This is a genomic window from Brenneria roseae subsp. roseae, assembly GCF_003115845.1.
GTDB classification, from domain to species: Bacteria; Pseudomonadota; Gammaproteobacteria; order Enterobacterales; family Enterobacteriaceae; genus Brenneria; species Brenneria roseae.
In genome coordinates this window covers 258,473-280,960 of record NZ_KZ819026.1, presented here as the reverse complement: position 1 = coordinate 280,960, position 22,488 = coordinate 258,473, and the positions used below count along the sequence as shown (strand labels likewise).

Below are 22,488 nucleotides of genomic sequence, written 5' to 3'. Positions count from 1 at the left end.
CATGAAGCCTTCTATTGTTGCTAAACTGGAAGCGTTACAAGAACGCCATGAAGAAGTTCAGGCGCTACTCGGTGAGTCCAGCGTCATTGCTGATATGGACCGTTTTCGGGCCTTGTCGCGTGAATACGCGCAGCTCACTGATATTACTCGCTGTTTCCAACAATGGCAGCAGGTACAAGAAGATATACAGACCGCAGAATTGATGCTGGATGATGCGGAAATGCGTGAAATGGCTCAGGATGAATTAAAGCAGGCCAAAACCGCCAATGACGCGTTGGAACAGCAACTTCAGGTGCTGCTGTTGCCGAAAGATCCCGATGATGAGCGCGGTTGCTTTCTGGAAGTGCGGGCCGGAACCGGCGGGGATGAAGCGGCGATCTTTGCCGGCGATCTTTTCCGTATGTACAGCCGTTACGCCGAGGCTCGCCGCTGGCGAGTTGAAATCATGAGCGCCAGTGACGGCGAACATGGTGGATATAAAGAAGTGATCGCAAAAGTATCCGGTGATGGTGTTTACGGCCAGCTTAAGTTCGAATCAGGCGGCCACCGCGTTCAGCGCGTTCCGGCAACTGAATCTCAGGGACGGATTCACACCTCAGCGTGCACCGTGGCGGTGATGCCGGAAATTCCGGAAGCCGAACTGCCGGAAATCAGCCCGGCCGATTTACGTATTGACACCTTCCGTTCCTCGGGAGCGGGTGGGCAGCACGTCAACACCACTGATTCCGCTATTCGTATTACCCACCTGCCGACAGGCATTGTTGTGGAATGTCAGGATGAACGTTCACAGCACAAAAACAAGGCTAAAGCGCTATCCGTGCTGGGCGCCCGCATCCGGGCGGCAGAAGTGCAAAAACGCCAGCAGGAAGAAGCCTCTACTCGCCGTAATCTGCTTGGCAGCGGCGATCGTTCAGACCGTATCCGTACTTACAATTTCCCACAGGGAAGGGTGACGGACCACCGCATTAACCTGACGCTTTACCGTCTGGATGAAGCAATGGAAGGGAAACTGGATATGCTGATTCAGCCTGTGGTGCAGGAATATCAGGCCGATCAGCTGGCTGCGCTATCCGAGCAGGAATAATGAATTATCAAGCCTGGTTAACCTCGGCGACGGCGCGTCTTGCCGCCGGGGAAAGTCCGAAACGCGATGCAGAGGTGCTGCTGGGGTTTGTCACGGGCAAGGCGCGTACGTTTCTGGTGGCGTTTGGCGAGACAATGTTGACGGAAACGCAGTTGCAACGGCTGGAATCCTTGCTGGCACGGCGGATGAACGGTGAACCTGTCGCCTATCTGACCGGTGAGCGCGAGTTTTGGTCACTGTCGCTGGCCGTATCGCCTGCGACATTGATTCCTCGTCCGGATACAGAATGTCTGGTTGAACAGGCATTGCAGCGGCTGCCGCCCGGAACCGCCGCCAGCGTACTGGATTTAGGTACCGGCACGGGGGCGATTGCATTGTCTATCGCCAGTGAACGTCCGGATTGCCAGGTAACGGGAATTGACGTTCAACCGCAAGCCGTCGCGTTGGCTCAGCATAATGCCGCCCGGCTGAACATAAAGAATGTTCGGTTCCTGCAAGGCGACTGGTTTTCGCCGCTGGCATCGATGCGTTTTACGTTGATTGTCAGTAACCCGCCTTACATTGATGCCGCAGATAGTCATCTTTCTCAGGGCGATGTGCGTTTTGAACCAGCCAGCGCGCTGATCGCCGCAGAAGGCGGGCTGGCCGATCTGCGCTTCATCATTGAAAACTCGGTGGATTATTTGCAGCCGGACGGTTGGCTGGTGCTGGAGCATGGCTGGCGGCAAGGCGCGGTAGTTCGTCAACTTTTGCAACAGAAGGGGTTTGCACACGTTGAAACCTGTCAGGATTATGGCGGCAATGACCGCGTCTCGCTCGGCCAGTTTTCGCTCGGATAATGGATGAAAACGATAACAACACGATGATTCAGGAGTAAACTCGCGTGGTGCTTTTTCTGGGTTTTGCCTATTTGCATATGGTTACTGTCGGCGCCAGCCTTTTTCTGTTTGTACTGCGCTTTTTTTGGTTATGCCGCCAGCCGGCAATGTTGCAGCAACGCTGGGTGAAAATACTCCCGCATATTAATGATACGTTGCTGCTGCTCAGTGGGTTGGCGTTAGTTTTCATTAACCATGTTTATCCGTTTACCGCTGAACAAAGCTGGCTGACGGAAAAATTGTTTGGCGTTATTATTTATATCTTCCTTGGCTCGATCGCCTTGGGGAAACGCCCACGCAGCCAGAAGGTTCGCTGGCTGGCGTTTATATTCGCCTTGGTATGCTTTTATCTGGTTATGCAGATTTCACTTACTAAGTTACCGCTGCTGATGGAATAACTATGAGTTCTATTGCTGATTTTGAATTCAACCGTTCACAGTTAAGTGAAGGTGTCGTATTAGTTTCACAGGCCATCCGCCGTGACTTCCCCGCCCAGAGTGTGCGGCAAAATCTGCAACAGCTGGTTGATGAAGCTCGTTCTGTTATCGCTGACGATCTTGAACAGGATCTGCAACTGGAGAAATTGATTGAGCTTTTTTTTCACACCTGGGGATTTGGCGGAGCCAGCGGGGTATATCGGCTTTCCGATGTGCTGTGGCTGGATAAAGTGCTTGAGTCGCGTCAGGGGATGCCGGTTTCTTTAGGCGTGATTTTTCTGCATATCGCCCATGAACTCGGCCTGCCGCTGCTGCCGGTGATTTTCCCGACCCAGCTGATTCTACGGGCTGATTGGCTGGATGAAGAGATATGGCTGATCAACCCGTTAAATGGCGATACGCTGAGTGAACACATTCTGGATGTATGGCTCAAAGGCAACATTGGTCCGTCATCCCAGTTGATGGATGAAGATCTGGATGAAGCCGAGAATGTGCTCATTGTGCGTAAGATGCTTGATACGCTGAAAGTCGCGCTTATGGAAGAAAAACAGATGGAGCTGGCCCTGAGAGCCAGTGAAGCGGTATTGCAGTTTGATCCGGATGATCCCTATGAAATCCGCGATCGCGGCCTGATTTACGCACAACTGGATTGCGATCATATCGCGTTGTCCGATCTCAATTATTTTGTTGAGCAGTGTCCTGAAGATCCGGTGAGTGAAATGATCAAGGTTCAGATTCACTCCATAGAACAAAAGCACATTGTTTTACATTGATATTGTTTTACATGGACACGGTTTTGCACGAGTTCATTTTTAATTTATTCAATTTCGAGTTATCCGACATTAAGGTAAAAGTATGAAGAACAAAGTGGTCAAGGTAAGGGATATCCCGGTTGCCAACGATTTGCCTTTTGTACTGTTTGGCGGCATGAATGTACTTGAATCACGCGATCTGGCGATGCGTATCTGTGAGCATTACGTCACGGTAACTCAGAAACTGGGCATCCCATACGTGTTTAAAGCCTCATTCGACAAGGCTAACCGTTCCTCAATTCATTCTTACCGCGGGCCGGGTCTGGAAGAAGGCATGAAAATCTTTCAGGAATTGAAGCAGACTTTCGGTGTAAAAGTCATTACCGATGTTCACGAATCCTATCAGGCTCAGTCTGTGGCCGACGTGGTGGACGTTATTCAATTGCCGGCGTTTCTGGCGCGCCAGACCGATCTGGTCGAAGCCATGGCAAAAACGGGTGCCGTTATTAACGTGAAGAAACCCCAGTTTGTCAGCCCGGGCCAGATTGGGAACATCGTCGATAAATTTATTGAAGGCGGCAACGATCAGATCATTCTGTGCGATCGCGGCAGTAATTTTGGCTACGATAACCTGGTCGTGGATATGTTGGGCTTTAATGTGATGAAGCAGGTTTCCAACGGCTGCCCGGTGATCTTTGACGTGACTCATGCGCTGCAATGTCGCGACCCGTTTGGTGCGGCATCAGGTGGTCGCCGTGCGCAGGTGACGGAACTGGCCCGCGCGGGTATGGCGGTCGGTCTGGCTGGACTCTTTATTGAAGCGCATCCGGATCCGGCCAATGCAAAGTGCGATGGACCTTCCGCACTGCCATTGGATAAGCTGGAACCCTTCCTGCAACAGATCAAAGCCATTGATGAACTGGTGAAAAGCTTCCCTGAGTTGGATACCAGTAACTAAGTGACTTCAATTCAGTGAGATGCAGGTGCCATTTGCATCTGGTTGTCGCTGATGACCAAAATGAAAAAACCCGCTGCTCCGGCGGGTTTTTTCATTTTGGTTTACCCCCGGAAGAGGAGGTAACCAGAACGATTATTTATACAGGTCAGCGCTGATTGTCATGTTGCTGCCTTTATTTTGCGCCTGTTTGGTAATGTGGTAGTACTTGGCGCCTTTTTGCGCGGCACGTTTGGCAACCGCCTCAGAAACAGCCGGTATCGTGGCGAAATTGCCGCGGAAGGTAATGGAATCAAACGGAACCATCTGCGCTGCGGTGGCGTTGTTAAGCTCTTCGATTTTTGTCCCATCGGATAAGGTTACTGTGTAACGACCACCTTTAGACGACTGGGTCTCGAAGAAATTGCCAATATTGCGGCTCGGGCTACCGGAGTTGGCTACGCCGGGGATTTCTACTTTAGCGGCTTCCGCCCCGCCGGCTGCCAGTGCCGCCCGGCCGGCATCGGAATCAGCCGGGATCGCATCCGTACTTTGAATCTGACGTTTTGGCGCATCGGCTTTATAAACGTAAGCCGTAACTTTCTGATTAGCGCCGTCGGAATTCACATCAACCTGACGCACAATATAGAAGGAGTCAGCGTTTTTATCTTTTGCCGCCTTTGCGATGGCATCATTCAGATCGGGCTGGCTACGGAAGAAACCGCTAACGGTGACCGTATCAAACGGCTCCAGAGCGTAAGCTTCATTTTTCGGCAGCTCTTTCACGCCATAAAACGTGCGGTACTCGACTTTCGTCGGGTCCACCTTCGGAGCATCTTTATGATAGAGATCGACCGTTACATTCCAGTTACCGCTAGAATTGACGTCGTTCATACTCTGAACGTAAAACGAATCGGCGCCTAATTTATCTGCGCGCTTTGATGCCGCGGCCACGGCTTCGTTTATGGCATTAAAACGCCCGATAAAGGAAATTCGCTCAAATGGTTTTAGCGATTCAGCCTGTTCCGGCGTGAGTTCCTGTGCTGCGTGCGCTGAAAATGCAGCTAATGAAAGTAATGTGGATACAATAACAGTAGTCTTCAGCTTCATAAAAAATCCTTTCGCCTGATGCATTTGGTTTACAACTTACTGAGCGATCAAGATGTGACAGAATAGTCGCCGATTATCGCACGGAATAAACCGGTACGCTTCAGCATTTTAAGCGACATCCCCGGTTATTTTTTTCTCTGTGGAATAGAGAAAAGCACTAATAATGACGGTTAATGATTATTTTACCATCATAAGGGATATTTATATTGTTCTTTGCATTAACAAGCCCATAACACATCATTTTTGTGAAATGACTCAGAACAATACTTCAATAATAATGCTACAAAAGGTGAAGATAAGCATGATTTCTGACCAAAAAAAGCTGGCTATCCCCGTGATAACTCGGCTTTTCTGTGAAATTCGTTTTATGTATGGATCATCGATCACATTTTCAGTAGGTTATAGGTGAATTTGCTTGAAGAGATACAGGGTGCAGCGGGTCTCGGCTGATCCATATTATAGATACAGTGAAAATAACAACCTTCGTTAAAATAAGCGAAAAGGGAATCAGTATGCGTATTGGTGTACCAAGAGAACGGTTGACCAATGAAGCACGGGTTGCAGCAACGCCGAAAACGGTTGAGCAGTTGCTGAAACTTGGCTTTGAGGTCGCGATAGAAAGTGGAGCGGGGAAACTGGCCAGCTTTGACGATGCGGCATATCAGGAAGCCGGGGCGTCAATTGTTGACAGTACTGAAGTCTGGCAATCTGACATCGTTCTGAAAGTGAATGCACCGCAGGATGATGAAATTGAGCTGACCCGCGCGGGAAGCACCGTAGTCAGCTTTATCTGGCCGGCGCAAAATCCTGAACTGCTGGAAAAGCTGGCTGCGCGCCAGGTGACTGTGCTGGCAATGGACTCTGTTCCTCGTATTTCCCGGGCCCAGTCTATGGATGCGCTCAGCTCCATGGCCAACATCGCGGGTTATCGCGCTATTGTTGAAGCTGCCCACGAATTTGGTCGTTTCTTCACTGGACAAATTACCGCTGCCGGTAAGGTTCCGCCGGCAAAAGTGATGATTATTGGCGCCGGTGTGGCCGGTCTGGCTGCAATTGGCGCGGCTGGAAGCCTTGGCGCGATTGTTCGTGCTTTTGACACTCGTCCGGAAGTAAAAGAGCAGGTCAAAAGTATGGGCGCCGAGTTCCTTGAACTCGACTTTGAAGAAGAAGCAGGCAGCGGTGACGGCTATGCCAAAGTCATGTCTGAAGCCTTTATCAAAGCGGAAATGGAATTGTTTGCCGCACAGGCAAAAGAAGTGGACATCATTGTCACCACCGCACTGATTCCCGGTAAGCCGGCTCCGCGTCTGATTACCAAAGAGATGGTGCTGAGCATGAAGCCCGGCAGCGTGATTGTCGATCTGGCGGCGCAAACGGGCGGCAACTGCGAATTGACCATTGCCGATCGGGTAACGGTAACGGAAAACGGCGTCAAGATTATCGGTTATACCGACCTGCCAAGCCGTTTACCGACCCAGTCCTCTCAGCTTTACGGTACCAACCTGGTTAACCTGCTGAAACTGCTGTGTAAAGAGAAGAACGGCGAGATTGACGTTGATTTCGAAGACAATGTTATTCGTGGCGTAACCGTCGTCAAAGAGGGCGAAGTTACCTGGCCAGCGCCGCCGATCCAGGTTTCCGCTCAACCGCAACAGGCCAAGCCCGCCGCTGCGGTGGTGAAAGAAGAGGCCAAACCCTCGTCTCCCTGGAAGAAATATGCTTTCCTTGCGCTGGCGATCCTGCTGTTTGGCTGGCTGGCTAACGTGGCGCCAAAAGAATTTTTGTCTCACTTTACTGTATTTGCTCTGGCTTGCGTCGTGGGTTACTACGTGGTGTGGAACGTCAGTCATGCGCTGCATACGCCGCTGATGTCGGTAACCAATGCGATTTCCGGCATTATCGTTGTCGGGGCATTGTTGCAAATCGGTCACGGCGGATGGGTGTCTTTCTTTTCCTTTATTGCCGTATTGATTGCCAGCATCAATATTTTCGGTGGTTTCACCGTCACTCAGCGCATGCTGAAAATGTTCCGCAAAAATTAAGGGGTAACACATGTCTGGTGGATTAGTTACAGCTGCATACATTGTTGCCGCGATTTTATTTATTTTCAGTTTGGCCGGTTTGTCCAAGCATGAAACGTCCCGTCAGGGAAATATCTTTGGCGTCACCGGGATGGCGATTGCACTGCTTGCCACCATCCTGGGGCCTGATGCCGGAAATGTGGCCTGGATTATCGTCGCGATGGTGATCGGCGGCTCGATCGGCGTTTATCTGGCACGTAAAGTTGAAATGACGGAAATGCCGGAACTGGTTGCCATTCTCCACAGTTTTGTGGGTCTGGCCGCGGTGCTGGTTGGGTTTAACAGTTTTCTCGATCACGGCGAAATCACCGATCCGGTGATGGTGAATATCCATTTGACGGAAGTCTTTCTGGGAATCTTCATCGGTGCAGTGACCTTTACCGGTTCTGTTGTCGCGTTTGGCAAACTGCGCGGCATTATTTCATCCAAACCCCTGATGCTGCCGCATCGCCATAAAATGAACCTGGCGGCGCTGGTTGTTTCTTTCCTGCTGTTGCTGGTCTTCATTAATACGGGCAGCGTGGCTTTGCAGGTTATCGCGTTACTGCTGATGACGATCATTGCGCTGGCGTTCGGCTGGCATCTGGTCGCCTCTATCGGTGGGGCAGACATGCCTGTCGTGGTTTCCATGCTGAACTCTTATTCCGGTTGGGCCGCTGCCGCTGCCGGTTTCATGTTGAGCAACGACCTGCTGATCGTTACCGGCGCGCTGGTTGGTTCTTCCGGTGCCATCCTGTCTTACATTATGTGTAAAGCAATGAACCGTTCCTTTATCAGCGTGATCGCCGGGGGCTTCGGTACCGATGGTTCCTCTACGGGTGCAAGCGAGGAAATGGGTGAGTATCGTGAAGCGTCTGCGGAAGATGTTGCAGAGTTGCTCAAAAATTCGACCTCTGTGATTATCACTCCGGGATACGGTATGGCAGTGGCACAGGCTCAATATCCGGTTCACGATATTACGGCCAAACTGCGTGCCCGCGGTATTAATGTCCGTTTTGGCATTCATCCGGTTGCCGGTCGTCTGCCTGGGCACATGAACGTCCTGCTGGCTGAAGCCAAGGTACCTTACGATATCGTACTGGAAATGGATGAGATCAATGATGATTTCACCGATACCGATACGGTACTGGTCATCGGCGCCAACGATACGGTTAATCCGGCAGCACAGGAAGATCCGCATAGCCCCATCGCCGGGATGCCGGTGCTGGAAGTGTGGAAAGCGCAGAATGTTATCGTATTCAAACGTTCAATGAATACCGGCTATGCCGGCGTTCAGAATCCGCTGTTCTTTAAAGAAAATACGCAGATGTTGTTTGGTGATGCCAAAGCGAGCGTAGAGGCGATCCTGAAAGCGCTGTAAGCAACGTAATATGAGAAAAGGCGAAGGGGCGATAATATCGCCCCTTTTTTACGGTTTCTAAATCGAGAATGCCGACGGTTCTTTCTACGCGTCCTCGTCTTCCTGGTCTTCAAGCGTAATCGGCGAAACAAAGTCATCAGGTTTGATCGCCAGCAGGTCACATTTCAGGTGATCGATGACGTGTTCCACGGTATTACCGATAAACGCGGCGGAAAGACCGGTTCTGCCGAGCGATCCCAGTACCACGACGCCGGCCTGTAAATGCTCCGCTAAATCGGGAATAACTTCTTCCGGTAAACCTTTTTCCACGTGAGTCACTCGTTCATCCAGATTAAATTTCTGGCGCAGTGATTTCATGGCAATCAGGTGCTGACCACGAATTGCATCGTTGTACACCCCGGGATCAAAATCTGGCAGTTCAATTGCAATGTTGATGGGCGTAACCGGATAGGCGCCGACCAGATGGACCTCCGTTTGGTTGACCTGTTTTGCCAGTTCCAGCGTTTCGGAGACCAGCTTAATATTGAGCGGATCGTGATACGGGTCTTCACTGGCCAGATTAACGGCAACTAAGGCCCGTCCTTCTTCCGGCCAGGGCTGATCTTTCACCATCCAGACCGGACAAGGACATTTACGCAATAACTGCCAGTCGGTTGGGGTAAAAATAACGGCCTCCAGCCGGTCATGCTGATGCGCCATTTTTAGCAGCAGGTCATGCTGTCCGGCAATCACTTCCCGAATAATGGCTTCAAATGGCTTATTGTGCCAGACCACTTTGATCTCTATCGGAACGCCCGCATCAAGATAATATTTACACTGTTCCGTAATCCATTCGGTACGCTGCTGGATGACGCCTTGCCGCATTTCTGTCCGGTCGTCCGGAGAAAGCAGGGTGGTCATTTCATAAGAAAAATCATAGATAGGCAAAAACGCCTTGATTCGGCCGCCGAGCCGCTGAACCAGGTAAACCGCCCGACGCAGCGCTGGTTGGTCATCCTGATTCGGGTCAATAGCGACAAGTAAGTTCTGATACTTTGCCATAGGTCCTCCAAACAGCTGTTGATCCACAGTCTGTAAATTAAGAGTACCCCAATGGAATCGCTTTGGACAACAGATGATGTGGACCGGATCAATAAAATAAGAAAATCACTGATCCGGCAATCAGTTAGGCTTTGTTACGGGGAGTACCAGCCAGTTCGGAAAGCGCATCGATATTCTCGATGGTGATGTATTTGCCTTTTACCGCCAGAATGCCGCTCTTCTGGAAACGACCCAGCAGACGACTAATTGTTTCAACCGTTAACCCCAGATAATTACCGATATCACCACGGGTCATGGTTAAACGGAATTCTCGAGGAGAAAAACCGCGTTGGGCAAAACGGCGCGACAAATTATAAACAAACGCCGCCAGACGCTCTTCCGCGTTTTTCTTCGACAGCAACAGAATCATGTCCTGATCGCCACGGATTTCACCGCTCATCAGGCGCATCATTTGCTGACGCAGATTGGGCATCTTGCCGGAGAGGTCATCCAGTGTTTCAAAAGGGATTTCACACACCATGGATGTTTCCAGCGCCTGGGCGAAACTTGGATGTTGTGCATTGCCGATCGCATCGAAACCGACCAGGTCGCCTGCCAGATGGAATCCCGTGATCTGTTCATCACCCTGTTCGGTGATGGTATAACTTTTAATGGTACCTGAGCGGATAGCGTACAACGATTTCAACTCATCGCCAGCTTTGAACAATGCCTGTCCCTTCTGGATGGGTTTTTTCCTTTCAATAATATTATCAAGCTGATCGAGCTCGTGTTCATTTAAGGTAAAAGGAATACATAGCTGACTGATGCTGCAATCCTGGCAGTGGATAGCACAACCGCCAGACTGAATGCGTCGAATAATTCGCTTTTCCGGGATCATAGACTTTGCTCAGGCGATAATTGATATTGGTCAATTTTAACAGCTTTTATCGTCGGTGATAAGACTACTAATCCGCTGAAAAGACCGATATATAGTGAACTAACTATAAATTCGCGCTAATACTTAGCAGAATATACGTTAACGATCAAAATGTTGTCGGGAAAATACGCTTTATAGCGGCAATATATCTTGCTGCGGAAAATATCCCTCATGGGTTAATAGCCACTGTTTTCGGTGCACGCCGCCGGCATATCCAGTCAAGGCACCGTTGGCGCCAATAACCCGGTGACAGGGCACCACGATACTGACCGGGTTTGATCCATTCGCCATGCCAACGGCGCGCGACGCAGTAGGGCGCCCCAAACGCGCGGCCAGTGTTCCGTAAGTCATTATTTGTCCTGCCGGAATCTGGCGCAACTGGCTCCAGACCTGCTGTTGAAATTCGGTGCCAACCGATGCAACCGGCAGCGTTTCGATAACCGTTAAATCCCCTGCGAAATAGCGTTGCAGACTCTCGGTTAGCCCTCCGGGATTATGGCAAGGTTGCAATGAGAAAGGGATATGTCGATAACGGCGATTTAGCGAACAATATAATTTTTCTTCATATTCACTCCATTCCACTGCCCGAAGGTGATTATTTTTATCTGCAATAATCATTAATTCGCCGATGGGGGTTAACATTTTGTCCAGAAAGAAAACCTGCATATTTATTCCTTATCTGAGAGTTGATGCCGGCATTATTTAACAAAGCGCAGTATCCGGTATACGTCCCGGCATTAAAAAATAAAACGCGATATACATCACAGGATAATGGTGAAAAAGAGAAAAGAATCACGTTTTTAAGCTGAGAATATGCGATGTTAATCACATTAAAATTATGATATTTGCAATTCATATCACAAATTAACCGATTATCCTGATTTTCCCCGCCTCTCTTTTAAAAACGCCATTTCAATCAGCGTTGCTCACTTCTATGCTGTTAACCAGCCACCACGGTTTCAGTCTGCCAAACGACAGCTTTCGGCAAGTTTGTTCAGACGCTCTGGCGTCATCAGCATCGTTAGGAAATGTGGATGAGCATGCCGGTGTTGTAGCAACCAGTTTTGCAGTTCACTGGCAAAACGCAGGGCTTCACCGATTTGCTGTAGCTGACTATTGCGACGGGAAGCCGTCGGGCCGTAGTTCTCAATATACAGGCGATCGGCAATCAGCTGTTTGGTTTGATTGAATAATCCGGTGTAACGCCAGGCATATTCCCAACTGGCTGACAAGCGTGCGGAGAGGGCTTCGGGCAATAACCGGGTCTGTTGAATCTCCCGGGCGGACTGGCGTAAATGTTGTGCGAAAAACAGCATCTGCTGACATTCCAGCGTAATTAATTGCCGCTGAGATTCGCCAAACCCGGGGTCATCGACGGGAAAAAGTGGTTGAAAGGATTGCGCCCAGTTGGCGCTGCGCGTTTCAGCATGCAATAGCTGCATGGCATGTTCAAAACCAAGAGGTATCTGGCTATGATGATGCAACAGGCGTCCCAGAAAATAAGGTGTTTTACACATCCAGTCATAGCTGCTGAAAAACAGGGTCTGTACTGTTTCGAGGCGTACCCTGTTGCGGATATCCACGCCGTTCGTCATCAGCCAACGGTGGAAGATAGCGCTGGCATGCAGATTTTCACCGGATTGACAGGCGATTTGCGACAGGCCAAACAGATTCACTTCGTTGATCGATTCCAACAGCGAGCTGTTGCTGAGCCATTCCCAGCTGATTCTGGCGCTGACGGCTTCCAGTTCGTCACCGGCGACCGCGTGCGCCCAACTGAGACGCCCCTGAATTTCGTCCACCAACATGCAGGGCAACAGTGTCCAACCGTAATCAATACCCCAGAGATCGAATTCGACCCATTTTTTGTAGCCTTTAAAGTCAGCCAGATCCGGGTTGTTGGCAAAACCGGGACGATAGCCCAGCGCCGTCGCTTTGAGAGAGACGCGAACATCATTTGGCAGGCTATTCAGCGTAGTTTGCAACTGACGTCGCGGCCAGCTGTCGTCCGTGTAATCACGCAAAACCAGTTTTTTGCCACGTCGGCGCAAACAGCGGTGCAGTGTTTTCATCGCATCCTTCCACTGTTCGGTATGAAACTCCGGAATTTGCAGGCTCAGGATCATGCCGCTGATATCGGGCAGGGCCGCAATGACCTCATCCAGTATTTCACTGTAAAAGCGGTTCAGAAATTGGCTGCCGCCGCTGCTGCTTTCGTGCAGAAAGAACTCGGGGAATTTTTGCTTTATTTTTGCGTCATTCGGAAACGCTTCCCCCTGAATCCACAGCTGAATGTTTTTCGACTGGCAATAATCGCTAATTCGTTGCAGATAACTCAGCGTACTTTCGCGTTCATGATTCAGGTTTTCTATTCCCGGACCTTTGCTAAATAGGGATGGGCGGGCGAGCAGCGCCAGCATATTTTGCTGATGAATGATAAGACCATTGAAATGATATTTATCAATGACAGCCATGATCTCAAGAAAATGAGGCCAATGCCAAATTAGCGGCGTATTTACCTCCAGCAACCGTAGCGGGGGATGAAAACTCATGTGTTATTCACTGCAACCAGTCAAAGGTGGATAAAGGATATAAAACATTGGCGAAAGCCTGTCAATCAATCGAAATAGCTTATTCAAAGCGCGTCATTAAGAAAGAGGAAATGATGATAATGAAGAAAAAATATGCAGTGGTCGGCACGGGAGGGCGTTCCGGCCTTTATTTGGAGTCTATAGCCAGAGATTATCAGCAGGAAGGGGGCTTTGTTGCATTCTGTGATACTAATCAGACGCGAATGGATTATGCGAATCAAATAATCAAAAAATTCGGGCATGAATCGGTGGCTACTTATCGGGCCGATCAATTCGAGCAAATGATCGCGGAAACCAAACCTGATATTGTGATTGTCACATCCGTGGATCGTACACATCACCACTATATTATCCGGGCAATGGAACTTGGCTGTGATGTGATCAGCGAAAAACCAATGACCATTGATGAAGATAAATGTCAGGCAATTATCGATGCCATCAACCGCACGGGTCGCAAGCTGCGGGTGACGTTCAACTATCGCTATGCTCCGCATCACAGCAAAATCCGTGAGCTAATCGCTGCCGGTATCATTGGTGAGGTGTTCTCGGTACATTTTGAATGGTTGCTCAATACCGAACACGGCGCAGATTACTTTCGTCGTTGGCATCGTGACAAACGCAACAGCGGCGGTTTGCTGGTGCATAAATCGACCCATCATTTCGATCTGGTCAACTTCTGGCTGGCTAGCGAACCAGAAACGGTATATGCCCAAGGCGATCTGCGTTTTTATGGTAAAGCCAATGCGGAAAATCGTGGGGTAACCCAATTTTATACCCGTTCACATAATAGCTCGGCAGCGGAGAATGATCCTTTCGCGCTACATATGAATAAAAGCGAACAGTTGACGGCGCTTTATTTGAATGCAGAACATGAAGATGGTTATCTTCGGGATAAAAGCGTTTTTGACGACGGGATTAATATTGAAGATGTGATGGGTGTGATGGTGCGTTATAAAAATAAAGCCATCATGACCTATTCATTAAATGCCTATTTACCCTGGGAAGGATTGAATGTGGTCTTTAACGGCAGTAAAGGTCGATTGGAAATGAAGCTGGTTGAAAAATCCTATGTGAACGGAGGAGGGCAAAAAGAGGACGAAGGCGCTCTGAATACATGTGAGATAAAAGTATATCCCATGTTCGATGAGCCTTATATCGTCCCTGTTGCATATAAGAAGGGCGGTCATGGCGGCGGCGATCGGGTCATGCTGAATGATTTGTTTGGCACCCCCGAGCCGGACCCATTAAATCGGGCAGCCGATTATCGGGACGGCGCCATGTCTATTTTAACAGGCATCGCCGCTAATCGTTCTTTACGCACTGAATTGCCAGTAAAAATAAAAGACCTGGCCGTGAAATTACCAAAATAAACAATAGAAACCCTGCCTGAGAAAATAACCGCTCAGGCAGGGATCTTGCGTATCCGCACTAGCCACTAACGGGGAAAGCTACCGATAGAACAGGCGCCGGACGTCATACGTATCGTGAGTTATTTTCATGAAAAGCTTTTAAAGGTTTTAATCTTTTCCTAATCTGATTTATATCGTGTATGAATGTTTCGAGCTTTCAGAGGATGACTCATGAAAAAATACGCCCCGAGCCAAATCTTTTTCCACTGGATTATTTTTGTTTTGATTGTTGTGACGTATTGTGCCATGGAGCTTCGAGGCTTGGTGCCACGTGGCTCAAACGCCCGCGAATGGATGAGAGTCCTGCATTATACCTGTGGTCTGAGCGTATTGATTCTGAGTGTGGCTCGTATCGTTATCAAAATTACCCACCAGGAACCGGAAATTGTGCCGCCATTACCGCGTTGGCAACGGATTCTCGCCAAATCCGTTCATGGCGTACTCTATCTCATGTTTATTGGCCTACCGCTGATGGGGGCGCTATCACTTTATTATGGCGGCATCGAATGGTCGTTTTTCTTCTTTCCGATGCCATTCAGCGCGGAGCCGGATCTGATTATGGAGAGCGATCTCATCGATATCCATGAAACCATCGCCAGCGTCGGATATTTTATCATTGGACTTCATGCGGCGGCGGCGCTCTATCATCACTATATTGTGCGCGACAATACCTTAATCAGAATGATGCCGGGGAAAAGAAAAGGGTAAGCGTATTGCTCCCAGCGGGATTCATTCGCAATACTGCTGGGCAGGTGAGCGCACAAAAGCACAGCGGTTTTTGTGCGCTTAACTGATTATTTCTCTGCCGGTTTAATCAGCGTCAGAATATCCCCTAACTGCTCGCGCTGATCGGTACTGATCTCCCGTCCGGCGGAATATCCTGCATTCTGGATAATCATTTCATTCAAACCAACCAGCCAGTCATAGATATAAAAAGCGGTGTTGTTGGTTGGCGTCAGCGCCAGTCTGGTCAGGCGCTGTGACGCACCGAAATTTACCGCCTGTTTTTCCGGCTTGGCAAAGATCCGGTGTCCACGATTAATTCGGCTGGCAGGGCGCAAGGCTTCTTCCATTTGCTGAAAGCCCAGCCATGCCACAAAGTCGCCCAACACGGTCAGGACACGGGAAACCTGACGATCCGCTTTACTTTCGCGGTGAACGCCTAATTGTTCCGTATCGACCAGCATACCAACCAGCGCGTCCTCAATATTCAGGCGAATGCTGGCGGTGATGAGTTCCTCCACCAGAATTTCAATCGTTGCTTTTGTCACGCCCAACAGTTCAATCAGCGGCGAGTTTTCAGGCTGGCCGCGCAGGTGATTAACCCAGTAGCGATATACATGATGGGCGTATTCCGCTTCATAGCCGTGGTCGAGCGTCTGTACCGGCGAGGACGCCAGAGAGTCAGGTTCGATCGGATCGTCGGCAAACAGATCTATCTCGATCCCGATCCCAAAAGGATCGGCACCGGTGGGCGGCGTGCCTGACTCTTCAATCTCTGAATGGTAAGCGGCATATCCCGACGGATCTTGCTGTTTCAGGTAGAGACGGCGCAGTTCATCACGGGAAGGCAACAGACGTTCCAGCAGCTCGCCATGTACGCCGGTTCGCGTTTGCAGTGATTTAAGCAGCGTCTCCGCGATACGCTGTTTCTCCGCCGGGTCGTCAGCCCCGGCAGGCTGATACCAGCACCCCAGCAGGTTGTCACTCAGTTCACGCTGAATTTCGCTGAGCTGCTCGCCGATGCGGCCAAGTTTCACTTCCCGGTGGACTTCAGTTCCCAACCAGGTTGCCATCCGGGTAACGCCGCGTTTATCCATGGCCAACATGGTCCCCCAGGCATCGCCGGGGTTACCGACATAACGCTGTACCGCCGCGTCATGGTTCTGTCCGTGGGTAATGCGGCGATCAAATTTGGTTACCGCCCAAATCAGGCCTGGCTTGCGCCGGCTGCGGATCTGGGTATTTTCTCCCTGCGTCTGGCGTACCCAGTAGTCCAACGCCTTGCCGACGGTTTTGACATCTTCACGTTTACCTGCCGCGGTACAGACCATCAGGACATTCATTTCCTGATTATCGGTGTAGCGTTCCAGAAGGTATGCGCGTTTGGCGCGCAGCAGCGTTAGCGCCAGCGGGTAGTTATCACTGCCGGCTTCCGTCGCCTCGCTGGTATCACCAAATCCCGGAAAATCCAGAATATCGACCTGCTCAAACAGCGCTTCGCGAGGGGGCGAATGCAGCGGAATCAATAGCTCAACGGCCAACATGGTCAATTCCGCCAGAGATAGCTCGACGGTTTTTCCTGCTCGACCGTTTAATACCGGACGCACCAACACGCCGGGATCTGAAGCGGTATTAAGGCGTGTCAGCGTGGCTCCGTGGATAATGCCGTTGGCGGGCTGCTGATTTTCATCGACCAGAATCCTGAGGGGCGCCAGTACCTTGCTTGTTCCGGACAGGTGTTGCAGGGTATGGCCGAAATGACGATAGGCTGCGGTTAACGTTTTAAGGTCACCCCACAGCACTGAAAACAGATGGGCGCGATCGTCAACGCTGAGATAAGGCGCCAGCTCCACCGCGACAGGCCAGTAGTGTGTTTCCAACTGCTTTTGCCGTTTGGCGTCGTGGCGAGCCAGATAATCCCACAGTTCGACCACTTCATCGCGTGTCATACCGTCTACCGGTTCCGCCTGGCGGTGTCGCGACAGCGTTTTCAAATGTTCGCTAATATAGTGTTCATCTAATTCTTCGAACGAGGTTTCCTGATTGAGATCGTACAGGAAGGCATTTGCCATAATCTTGCCGATATCTACTTCGCTGAGCAGTAATAGTTGCACCGGAAAGGACTTGTTTTTTACTCCGGCCTGACGGCTAAAGCGCGTAACCAGGGCCGTGGCCTGATTGGTCGGGTTGATATGCGTCAGAAAGTCTAACTGTTGCCCTTCGAATGACGTTTCCAGTTTGCCGTTTTCGCCAGATGCCAGAGAAGATATCAGATAAGATTTCCCTGCCTGCGACAGACCAAAGAAACCAATGGCGATCTCTTTGAATGACACATTCGCCAGATGTTTCGTTTTGTTGCGATGGCGGCGCAGCGTGACGATCAGACGGTCTGCTTCCATATCCAGACGCGGCGCATTCTGCCGCGTGTTCTCAATCCAGTCGATGGCCTGCTCAACGCCCTCGGTGACGGCTTGTAGCTGGCTGTTGAGTCGGCTGGAGAGTTGTTTAGGCGTTAAAGGTCTCATTTTCTAAATACACTCCCACTATCGATCCAGTAATGCGTCGCGCCTGTTCCGTTAGCGGTTAAGGTGTTTAACTTAAGTCGCAAATGCTGCGCAGGAACAGGGGTGCCATCTTCCAGAACGGCACTTGCGATTTCAAAACGTCCCGGACTATCCTGCCCATCGCCTTTCGTCACGGCGAGTCTGACACGCAGGATGCTATCGCCAACGACTTTCCTCGCCAAATCCTGATCGACGATCGACAAGATATACAGCGCAGACGCTGGCCAACGTTCGTTATCGAGTTGGCGAAAGCCCAGGCAAAGAGAACCGCGCACCTGGAAACTGGCGTCCGGACCTAATTCGAAATCGGCGTCATCCAGATCGATGTCGCCGTAATACACGTTATCCGTGGTCAGGGCGTTATTCGCATCCATCATGCCGAGATAGCGGATCGTGGAATAGGGCTGGAAATCCCCGACTTTGAAATAGAAGCCCGGCAAACGCAAATCGAGCGCCAGCAGACACAGCATGGCGCCCACCGCCGCCGTCGATTTCGGATTATCAATGCGTCCGCGTTTATTGAACGGATACCAGTCATTGGTATGATAACCGTCCAGCGATAACATGCGGTTAATCGGTAGCGGCTGCAAATGCCGGAACAGCGCCTGGATACCGGGGAAACGGGAAGGGCGTCCAGTCAGCAATAAAATGTCGCACGAGTAGAGCGACACCACCTCGGACATTAAACGCAGATTTTGCGTAATACTCATGCGGTTGGACAAGAACTCGCCGTGCAGCTTGCTCAATTTAAGAATGAGCGGCACTTGTAAAATATCAAACGGATTGTCATCTACCGGCAATTCGCGTTGTACTTCCGTGTTGACGTACTCCAGCACTTTCGGTGTCGGATGTTGTGTCAGTAATTCACCAAAAGTAGATTCGATTTCGGCACTGGTATCCAGCGGATCGAAGCTTTCATAGGCTTCCAGAATCGAGCGGCCAATCGGAATGAAGATCTGCAACGTCACCTGTTGACGCAATGTGAGCTGTCCGTCCATACGGCCTTCGCTGCCGAATAGTTTCGCCATCAGCATATCCGGGCTGGCCATACCGGCATTTTTCAGCGCCGCCTGAAGCGCCGGTAAAACGTAAAGTTGAATCACATCAAGCAGGATGTCGTCGCCCGCGACCTTAAAGCCTTCACGGAACAGCAGGCGCGGAATGATTTTAACGTTATTCCCGACGCCGTCATCCAGCAAATATTGTGTTATCGCCAGATCGGTCGTGCCGCCGCCGATATCAATCGATGCGATACGCAACGTTTTACCGGCAGGTTCACCTTCGGCCAGTTCTTTATCCGGACGCGACATGCTGGCAAAAAAGTCTTCCGCACGACCGCCAAAATTTACCTGGGCTTCGTTATACAGGTAGACCATTTGTCCACAGGTGGCTTCGTCCCATTCGATCTGAACCTCCGGCACCGGTACGCGACTTTTCTGCTTGTCCGACGGTGTCGTGAAATCATCATCCAGCGGGTGCCAACCCATGGCTTTCCACACCAGCGCGATCGCTTCATGCATCCGGCGGCGGAAAATTTCACGTTCTGGTTTAGGCATGGCCGAAGGCAACGTCAGAATAATATTGCGTAATTGACGCGGCGCGGACGAGTGGATCATTTTCAGCCGTTGTGCCGCACTGTTCATTTGCATCATTGCCTGAACCAACAACTCGGACAGCATAAACGTCATGATGGAACTGCGGCTGTAGTGCGGAGAGAATACCGGCAGACGTTCGTCCAACGGCTGGTCGTACAGCGGTTGACCTTCATCATTGAGCAGGATGGTCATCGGCATGGCGGTCGCCAGCGGCTCATTTTGCGAATGCGCATCCGGTTGACTGAAACGCCAGCCGGGCGCATAGCTTTCTTCATCCCACAAATAACGACGCGGACTGGAAATACCGGTTGAACCTTCCGTGCCCTGACGCAACAGCGCCATACGGCTGGCTTCGCGGCCAACGCGGGTAATCGAAGGCCAGATAAACGCATCATCCCGGCCGCTTTCCACGGAGAAGTTTTGCTTACCGAACTTCGCCTGGGCAAATTCAACGCGGCTTTCAAATAGTTCGTTATACAGGTAATGCGGTTTACTCAAGTCGCGCAATTGTAACTCGTAGGTCTGTTTCAGGCCGTTACTTTCATCGGCGTGATCTTCAACCAGAATACCGCAGGTGTGAGAGTTACCCACGTCAAGGATCAGGTCAACATTGACGGCCGGTTCTTGTAATGTGTTGGTATTAATTCGAATTTCTGGTATAGACAGCTGGTTGCCCAACATGTCCAGCAGGTTCATGTAGTGCGCCTGATATTCAAATCCTCTGAGTGCGGCTTTGATATCCCGCGCATCCCGATTTTCCTGCCGGGCCGCCCGCTGAGTGAAGACTTCTCTCAGCCAGCCATCAACCCAGGTTTGATCGAGGAATTCGCCCAGTTCGTCACTGCGATAGGCCAATGCAAAGCTGCCACCGGTTTTGATGTCATTCTCATTCGGCGCCAGCGCTTCGTAAGGATGACCTTCTGGATATACTTTGGTATCAAATGCCAGACAGATACGGTGGGTATTACCATCCTGATCCGGTGTGTCCAGCGCGAGGACTTGCATTCGCACCCAGTTATCCGGTCCGCCCATAAATGTACGCGGCGGATTGAAACGCAAAAAGGGCAGCGGCAACCAGATCTTTTCCAGCAGCTTCAGCGATTGTTCAAGCGGAATACTCAGCTCGGGCTTGACCACTTCCGGCGGCGCGCCTGCGGGGGACGGCAGCAAATATTTGTCCGTCCGCTCATCGTAAATCAGGCGCAGTAACGGTCCGTTGGCGCTTTTACGAACATATTTATTCGGAAAATCAAGACTTGCTTCCGGTTTTAACGCGAAATCCAGAAATTGGATCCCACTGTCCTGGATAAGCGTAATTCTTTGTTTGTAATCAGTAATCGTTGCTAGCATTAGGATTTACTCTCACGCTTTATCGTCATAGGGAAAACCGAGTCAGCGTTGTAGCGACCGATACACTCCGCTGCGCCAGTCGCAGCCGCGCCTTGTTTACATACGATTTCCGGCATCTGGAATCTGGAATTATCACTGCACCGCGCTCTGGTACGGCTGTTAATAATCAGATTACCGGAACTCATCAACCCCGCTTCAATATCCGCACGACAAGTGACACCGTCACCATGCGTAATCCGCGCGGTGCCTTTGCCGTTCCTGATTTGATAGCTCAGGCTGGGGGGGCGGCCCGTGATCGGCGGCGTTCTCACATTGACAGCGACCCGCCAGTTTCCATTGAGGAAGTTGATGGAACCCATACGCACGGCATCCGCAGGCATGACCAGATCGTCTTTTCCTGCCGGGACTATCGGCGTTTCTGGAGCAGGAGCGGGCTCTGCGGGAACTGCTGCGATTTCTTTCGGCTCGGTGGTCACCGGTGGTTTAACCGTCGGTGTTTCCGCAACAGGCTCTTCAGTCGGCGCGGTTGTGGCGACTACCGGCTCGGCTGCTGGCACGGTTTCTGGCGGTACGGGTGCCGGCGTCGTGGCGTTACTCACCACCGGTGGCTCCGATTCTGATGTGCTGGCAGAAGAAGGCAAGGCGCGTTTTTCTGGCTTAACGATTGATGCTAATGGCGCGGGTTCTGGCGTCGCGTTCTGTTCAGAAAATCCGCCGCGAATAAAGAAAGACAATACGGCCATTAACGCTGCCGCCGGGAATAACCACCACAGACGTAACCAGGGACGGCGGGCGGCCACGGCAGGTTCTGGAACTGGCTCCGGCGTCGTCATAACAGGTTTTGGTTCAGGCGTGGAGGGCGCAACCGGCGCTTCGGGCGGTTCGGCATAGGCGGAGATGGATGCAGGAACCGTGAATACCGGCTCACTTTCTTTCTCTGTCGGGCGCAGGCAGTCAAGCGCGTCGGTTCGCGATTTCTTATCCAGATTGACAAAACCCCAGAAGGTTAATACGGGGTTACCATCAACCAGATAGACATGATTCGGTCCCGGAAACTGGATGGCTTTCGCCAGCAGGACGCCAAACAGCTTCTGCCCGGCGTTCTCCGCACTTTGCGCACGCCGGCTAATGTCAGCAACGGCGACCTGATAGGTTTCCAACCGTTTTAGCGCAACGTCGCGTTCCTTTTCACTGGCGGCAATCCATGAGGTCACTTTACCTTCGATCGGCGAATACCAGTCAATTCGGTCGCCATTTTCATTGGGTTGGGGAATGGCCAGACAGTCTGCAATCTGTTGTTGTTTCCGAAGACGTAATGTTTCCCGTAACTGAAGTGCTGATGCATAAACCGGCTGCCCATTTTCGCCCAGAGCCAGAAAGTCATCCAAACTTCCACTACGTAAAAATAATTTTGCCACGCAAAAGAGACCTTTTGTAATAGATGCCTAAGGCAGAAAATAGAGTGTAATCTGCGACAGGGTATACTGTAGTGCTAATGATGGCGAATCAAACGCTTAAAGAAGTGACAAAATTAACAAATATTTAAGCCATAGACGGCGCGCAAACCGGGGAGACAGGAGAAAAAACCGCGGTTGCTTAGCTTGATGGATGAAGATAGCCTTAAATAATCCCATGTGAATAAATCAGTTGTCGCCAAAAAAGG

General features: G+C 50.8%; 17 protein-coding genes. 9 read left to right on the top strand and 8 right to left on the bottom strand.

What is annotated here, in order from left to right:
• The first annotated feature begins 1 nt into the window (after nucleotide 1).
• The 5 genes from prfA to kdsA all read left to right on the top strand — a co-directional run bounded on the left by prfA (nucleotide 2) and on the right by kdsA (nucleotide 4,109).
• The gene (gene prfA, locus DDT52_RS09065; RefSeq protein WP_136156049.1) at nucleotides 2-1,084 is read left to right on the top strand and encodes a peptide chain release factor 1; all 1,083 of its coding nucleotides are present in this window, start codon (nucleotides 2-4) and stop codon (nucleotides 1,082-1,084) included.
• A complete protein-coding gene (prmC, locus tag DDT52_RS09060; protein ID WP_136156048.1) occupies nucleotides 1,084-1,923 on the top strand; it encodes a peptide chain release factor N(5)-glutamine methyltransferase in 840 nt (279 codons plus the stop codon). Before prfA ends, prmC begins: the two co-directional genes overlap by 1 nt.
• Before the next feature lie 44 nt (nucleotides 1,924-1,967).
• Nucleotides 1,968-2,360 (top strand): SirB2 family protein, encoded by a 393-nt coding sequence (locus DDT52_RS09055; protein ID WP_281728904.1) that lies wholly within the window; start codon nucleotides 1,968-1,970, stop codon nucleotides 2,358-2,360.
• Between the two features lie 2 nt (nucleotides 2,361-2,362).
• On the top strand, nucleotides 2,363-3,172 hold the full coding sequence (gene sirB1, locus DDT52_RS09050) for an invasion regulator SirB1 (RefSeq protein ID WP_136156047.1): 810 nt from the start codon (nucleotides 2,363-2,365) through the stop codon (nucleotides 3,170-3,172).
• 82 nt (nucleotides 3,173-3,254) lie between these two features.
• Entirely contained in the window at nucleotides 3,255-4,109 is an 855-nt protein-coding gene (gene kdsA, locus DDT52_RS09045) for a 3-deoxy-8-phosphooctulonate synthase (protein ID WP_136156046.1), read from the top strand.
• Nucleotides 4,110-4,241: 132 nt separating this feature from the next.
• On the opposite strand, the gene ydgH is transcribed toward kdsA, so the two are convergent.
• Entirely contained in the window at nucleotides 4,242-5,195 is a 954-nt protein-coding gene (ydgH, locus tag DDT52_RS09040; RefSeq protein ID WP_136156045.1) for a DUF1471 family protein YdgH, read from the bottom strand.
• A gap of 512 nt (nucleotides 5,196-5,707) precedes the next feature.
• On the opposite strand from ydgH, the gene pntA reads away from it, so the two are divergent.
• Nucleotides 5,708-7,237 carry a Re/Si-specific NAD(P)(+) transhydrogenase subunit alpha gene (pntA, locus tag DDT52_RS09035; RefSeq protein WP_136156044.1) on the top strand — a complete coding sequence of 510 codons (1,530 nt, stop codon included), beginning with the start codon at nucleotides 5,708-5,710 and terminating at the stop codon, nucleotides 7,235-7,237.
• A 10-nt stretch (nucleotides 7,238-7,247) separates the two neighbouring features.
• On the top strand, nucleotides 7,248-8,636 hold the full coding sequence (pntB, locus tag DDT52_RS09030; RefSeq protein WP_109054074.1) for a Re/Si-specific NAD(P)(+) transhydrogenase subunit beta: 1,389 nt from the start codon (nucleotides 7,248-7,250) through the stop codon (nucleotides 8,634-8,636).
• An 84-nt stretch (nucleotides 8,637-8,720) separates the two neighbouring features.
• Here pntB and uspE read toward each other — a convergent pair whose 3' ends face one another.
• From uspE to DDT52_RS09010, 4 genes are all read right to left on the bottom strand, one after another.
• Entirely contained in the window at nucleotides 8,721-9,677 is a 957-nt protein-coding gene (uspE, locus tag DDT52_RS09025; protein WP_136156043.1) for a universal stress protein UspE, read from the bottom strand.
• A 124-nt stretch (nucleotides 9,678-9,801) separates the two neighbouring features.
• Nucleotides 9,802-10,554: a fumarate/nitrate reduction transcriptional regulator Fnr gene (fnr, locus tag DDT52_RS09020; RefSeq protein ID WP_109054072.1), complete on the bottom strand. Its 753-nt coding sequence runs from the start codon at nucleotides 10,552-10,554 to the stop codon at nucleotides 9,802-9,804.
• Between the two features lie 171 nt (nucleotides 10,555-10,725).
• Nucleotides 10,726-11,259, bottom strand: coding sequence for a methylated-DNA--[protein]-cysteine S-methyltransferase (gene ogt, locus DDT52_RS09015; protein WP_136156042.1), 534 nt, complete (start codon nucleotides 11,257-11,259; stop codon nucleotides 10,726-10,728).
• 293 nt (nucleotides 11,260-11,552) lie between these two features.
• Entirely contained in the window at nucleotides 11,553-13,145 is a 1,593-nt protein-coding gene (locus DDT52_RS09010; RefSeq protein ID WP_136156041.1) for a hypothetical protein, read from the bottom strand.
• Nucleotides 13,146-13,264: 119 nt separating this feature from the next.
• On the opposite strand from DDT52_RS09010, the gene DDT52_RS09005 reads away from it, so the two are divergent.
• Both DDT52_RS09005 and cybB read left to right on the top strand, forming a co-directional pair.
• Nucleotides 13,265-14,554 (top strand): Gfo/Idh/MocA family oxidoreductase, encoded by a 1,290-nt coding sequence (locus DDT52_RS09005; RefSeq protein ID WP_136156087.1) that lies wholly within the window; start codon nucleotides 13,265-13,267, stop codon nucleotides 14,552-14,554.
• Nucleotides 14,555-14,764: 210 nt separating this feature from the next.
• The gene (gene cybB, locus DDT52_RS09000; protein WP_136156040.1) at nucleotides 14,765-15,301 is read left to right on the top strand and encodes a cytochrome b561; all 537 of its coding nucleotides are present in this window, start codon (nucleotides 14,765-14,767) and stop codon (nucleotides 15,299-15,301) included.
• An 86-nt stretch (nucleotides 15,302-15,387) separates the two neighbouring features.
• On the opposite strand, the gene DDT52_RS08995 is transcribed toward cybB, so the two are convergent.
• The 3 genes from DDT52_RS08995 to DDT52_RS08985 are packed head-to-tail and all read right to left on the bottom strand — an operon-like array spanning nucleotide 15,388 to nucleotide 22,243.
• The gene (locus DDT52_RS08995; protein WP_136156039.1) at nucleotides 15,388-17,841 is read right to left on the bottom strand and encodes a putative virulence factor; all 2,454 of its coding nucleotides are present in this window, start codon (nucleotides 17,839-17,841) and stop codon (nucleotides 15,388-15,390) included.
• Entirely contained in the window at nucleotides 17,838-20,825 is a 2,988-nt protein-coding gene (locus DDT52_RS08990; protein ID WP_136156038.1) for a virulence factor SrfB, read from the bottom strand. The genes DDT52_RS08995 and DDT52_RS08990 overlap by 4 nt, the downstream gene beginning before the upstream one ends.
• A complete protein-coding gene (locus DDT52_RS08985) occupies nucleotides 20,825-22,243 on the bottom strand; it encodes an SrfA family protein (RefSeq protein WP_136156037.1) in 1,419 nt (472 codons plus the stop codon). The genes DDT52_RS08990 and DDT52_RS08985 overlap by 1 nt, the downstream gene beginning before the upstream one ends.
• Nucleotides 22,244-22,488: the final 245 nt, after the last annotated feature.

Excerpts from the sequence above, each read along its gene's own strand:
- DDT52_RS08995 (WP_136156039.1), bottom strand. The coding sequence starts at position 17,841 with ATGAGACCTTTAACGCCTAAACAACTCTCCAGCCGACTCAACAGCCAG.
- uspE (WP_136156043.1), bottom strand. The coding sequence starts at position 9,677 with ATGGCAAAGTATCAGAACTTACTTGTCGCTATTGACCCGAATCAGGAT.
- ydgH (WP_136156045.1), bottom strand. The coding sequence starts at position 5,195 with ATGAAGCTGAAGACTACTGTTATTGTATCCACATTACTTTCATTAGCT.
- prfA (WP_136156049.1), top strand. The coding sequence starts at position 2 with ATGAAGCCTTCTATTGTTGCTAAACTGGAAGCGTTACAAGAACGCCAT.
- prmC (WP_136156048.1), top strand. The coding sequence starts at position 1,084 with ATGAATTATCAAGCCTGGTTAACCTCGGCGACGGCGCGTCTTGCCGCC.
- DDT52_RS08990 (WP_136156038.1), bottom strand. The coding sequence starts at position 20,825 with ATGCTAGCAACGATTACTGATTACAAACAAAGAATTACGCTTATCCAG.
- ogt (WP_136156042.1), bottom strand. The coding sequence starts at position 11,259 with ATGCAGGTTTTCTTTCTGGACAAAATGTTAACCCCCATCGGCGAATTA.
- sirB1 (WP_136156047.1), top strand. The coding sequence starts at position 2,363 with ATGAGTTCTATTGCTGATTTTGAATTCAACCGTTCACAGTTAAGTGAA.
- cybB (WP_136156040.1), top strand. The coding sequence starts at position 14,765 with ATGAAAAAATACGCCCCGAGCCAAATCTTTTTCCACTGGATTATTTTT.
- pntB (WP_109054074.1), top strand. The coding sequence starts at position 7,248 with ATGTCTGGTGGATTAGTTACAGCTGCATACATTGTTGCCGCGATTTTA.
- DDT52_RS09005 (WP_136156087.1), top strand. The coding sequence starts at position 13,265 with ATGAAGAAAAAATATGCAGTGGTCGGCACGGGAGGGCGTTCCGGCCTT.
- DDT52_RS09010 (WP_136156041.1), bottom strand. The coding sequence starts at position 13,145 with ATGAGTTTTCATCCCCCGCTACGGTTGCTGGAGGTAAATACGCCGCTA.
- pntA (WP_136156044.1), top strand. The coding sequence starts at position 5,708 with ATGCGTATTGGTGTACCAAGAGAACGGTTGACCAATGAAGCACGGGTT.
- fnr (WP_109054072.1), bottom strand. The coding sequence starts at position 10,554 with ATGATCCCGGAAAAGCGAATTATTCGACGCATTCAGTCTGGCGGTTGT.
- kdsA (WP_136156046.1), top strand. The coding sequence starts at position 3,255 with ATGAAGAACAAAGTGGTCAAGGTAAGGGATATCCCGGTTGCCAACGAT.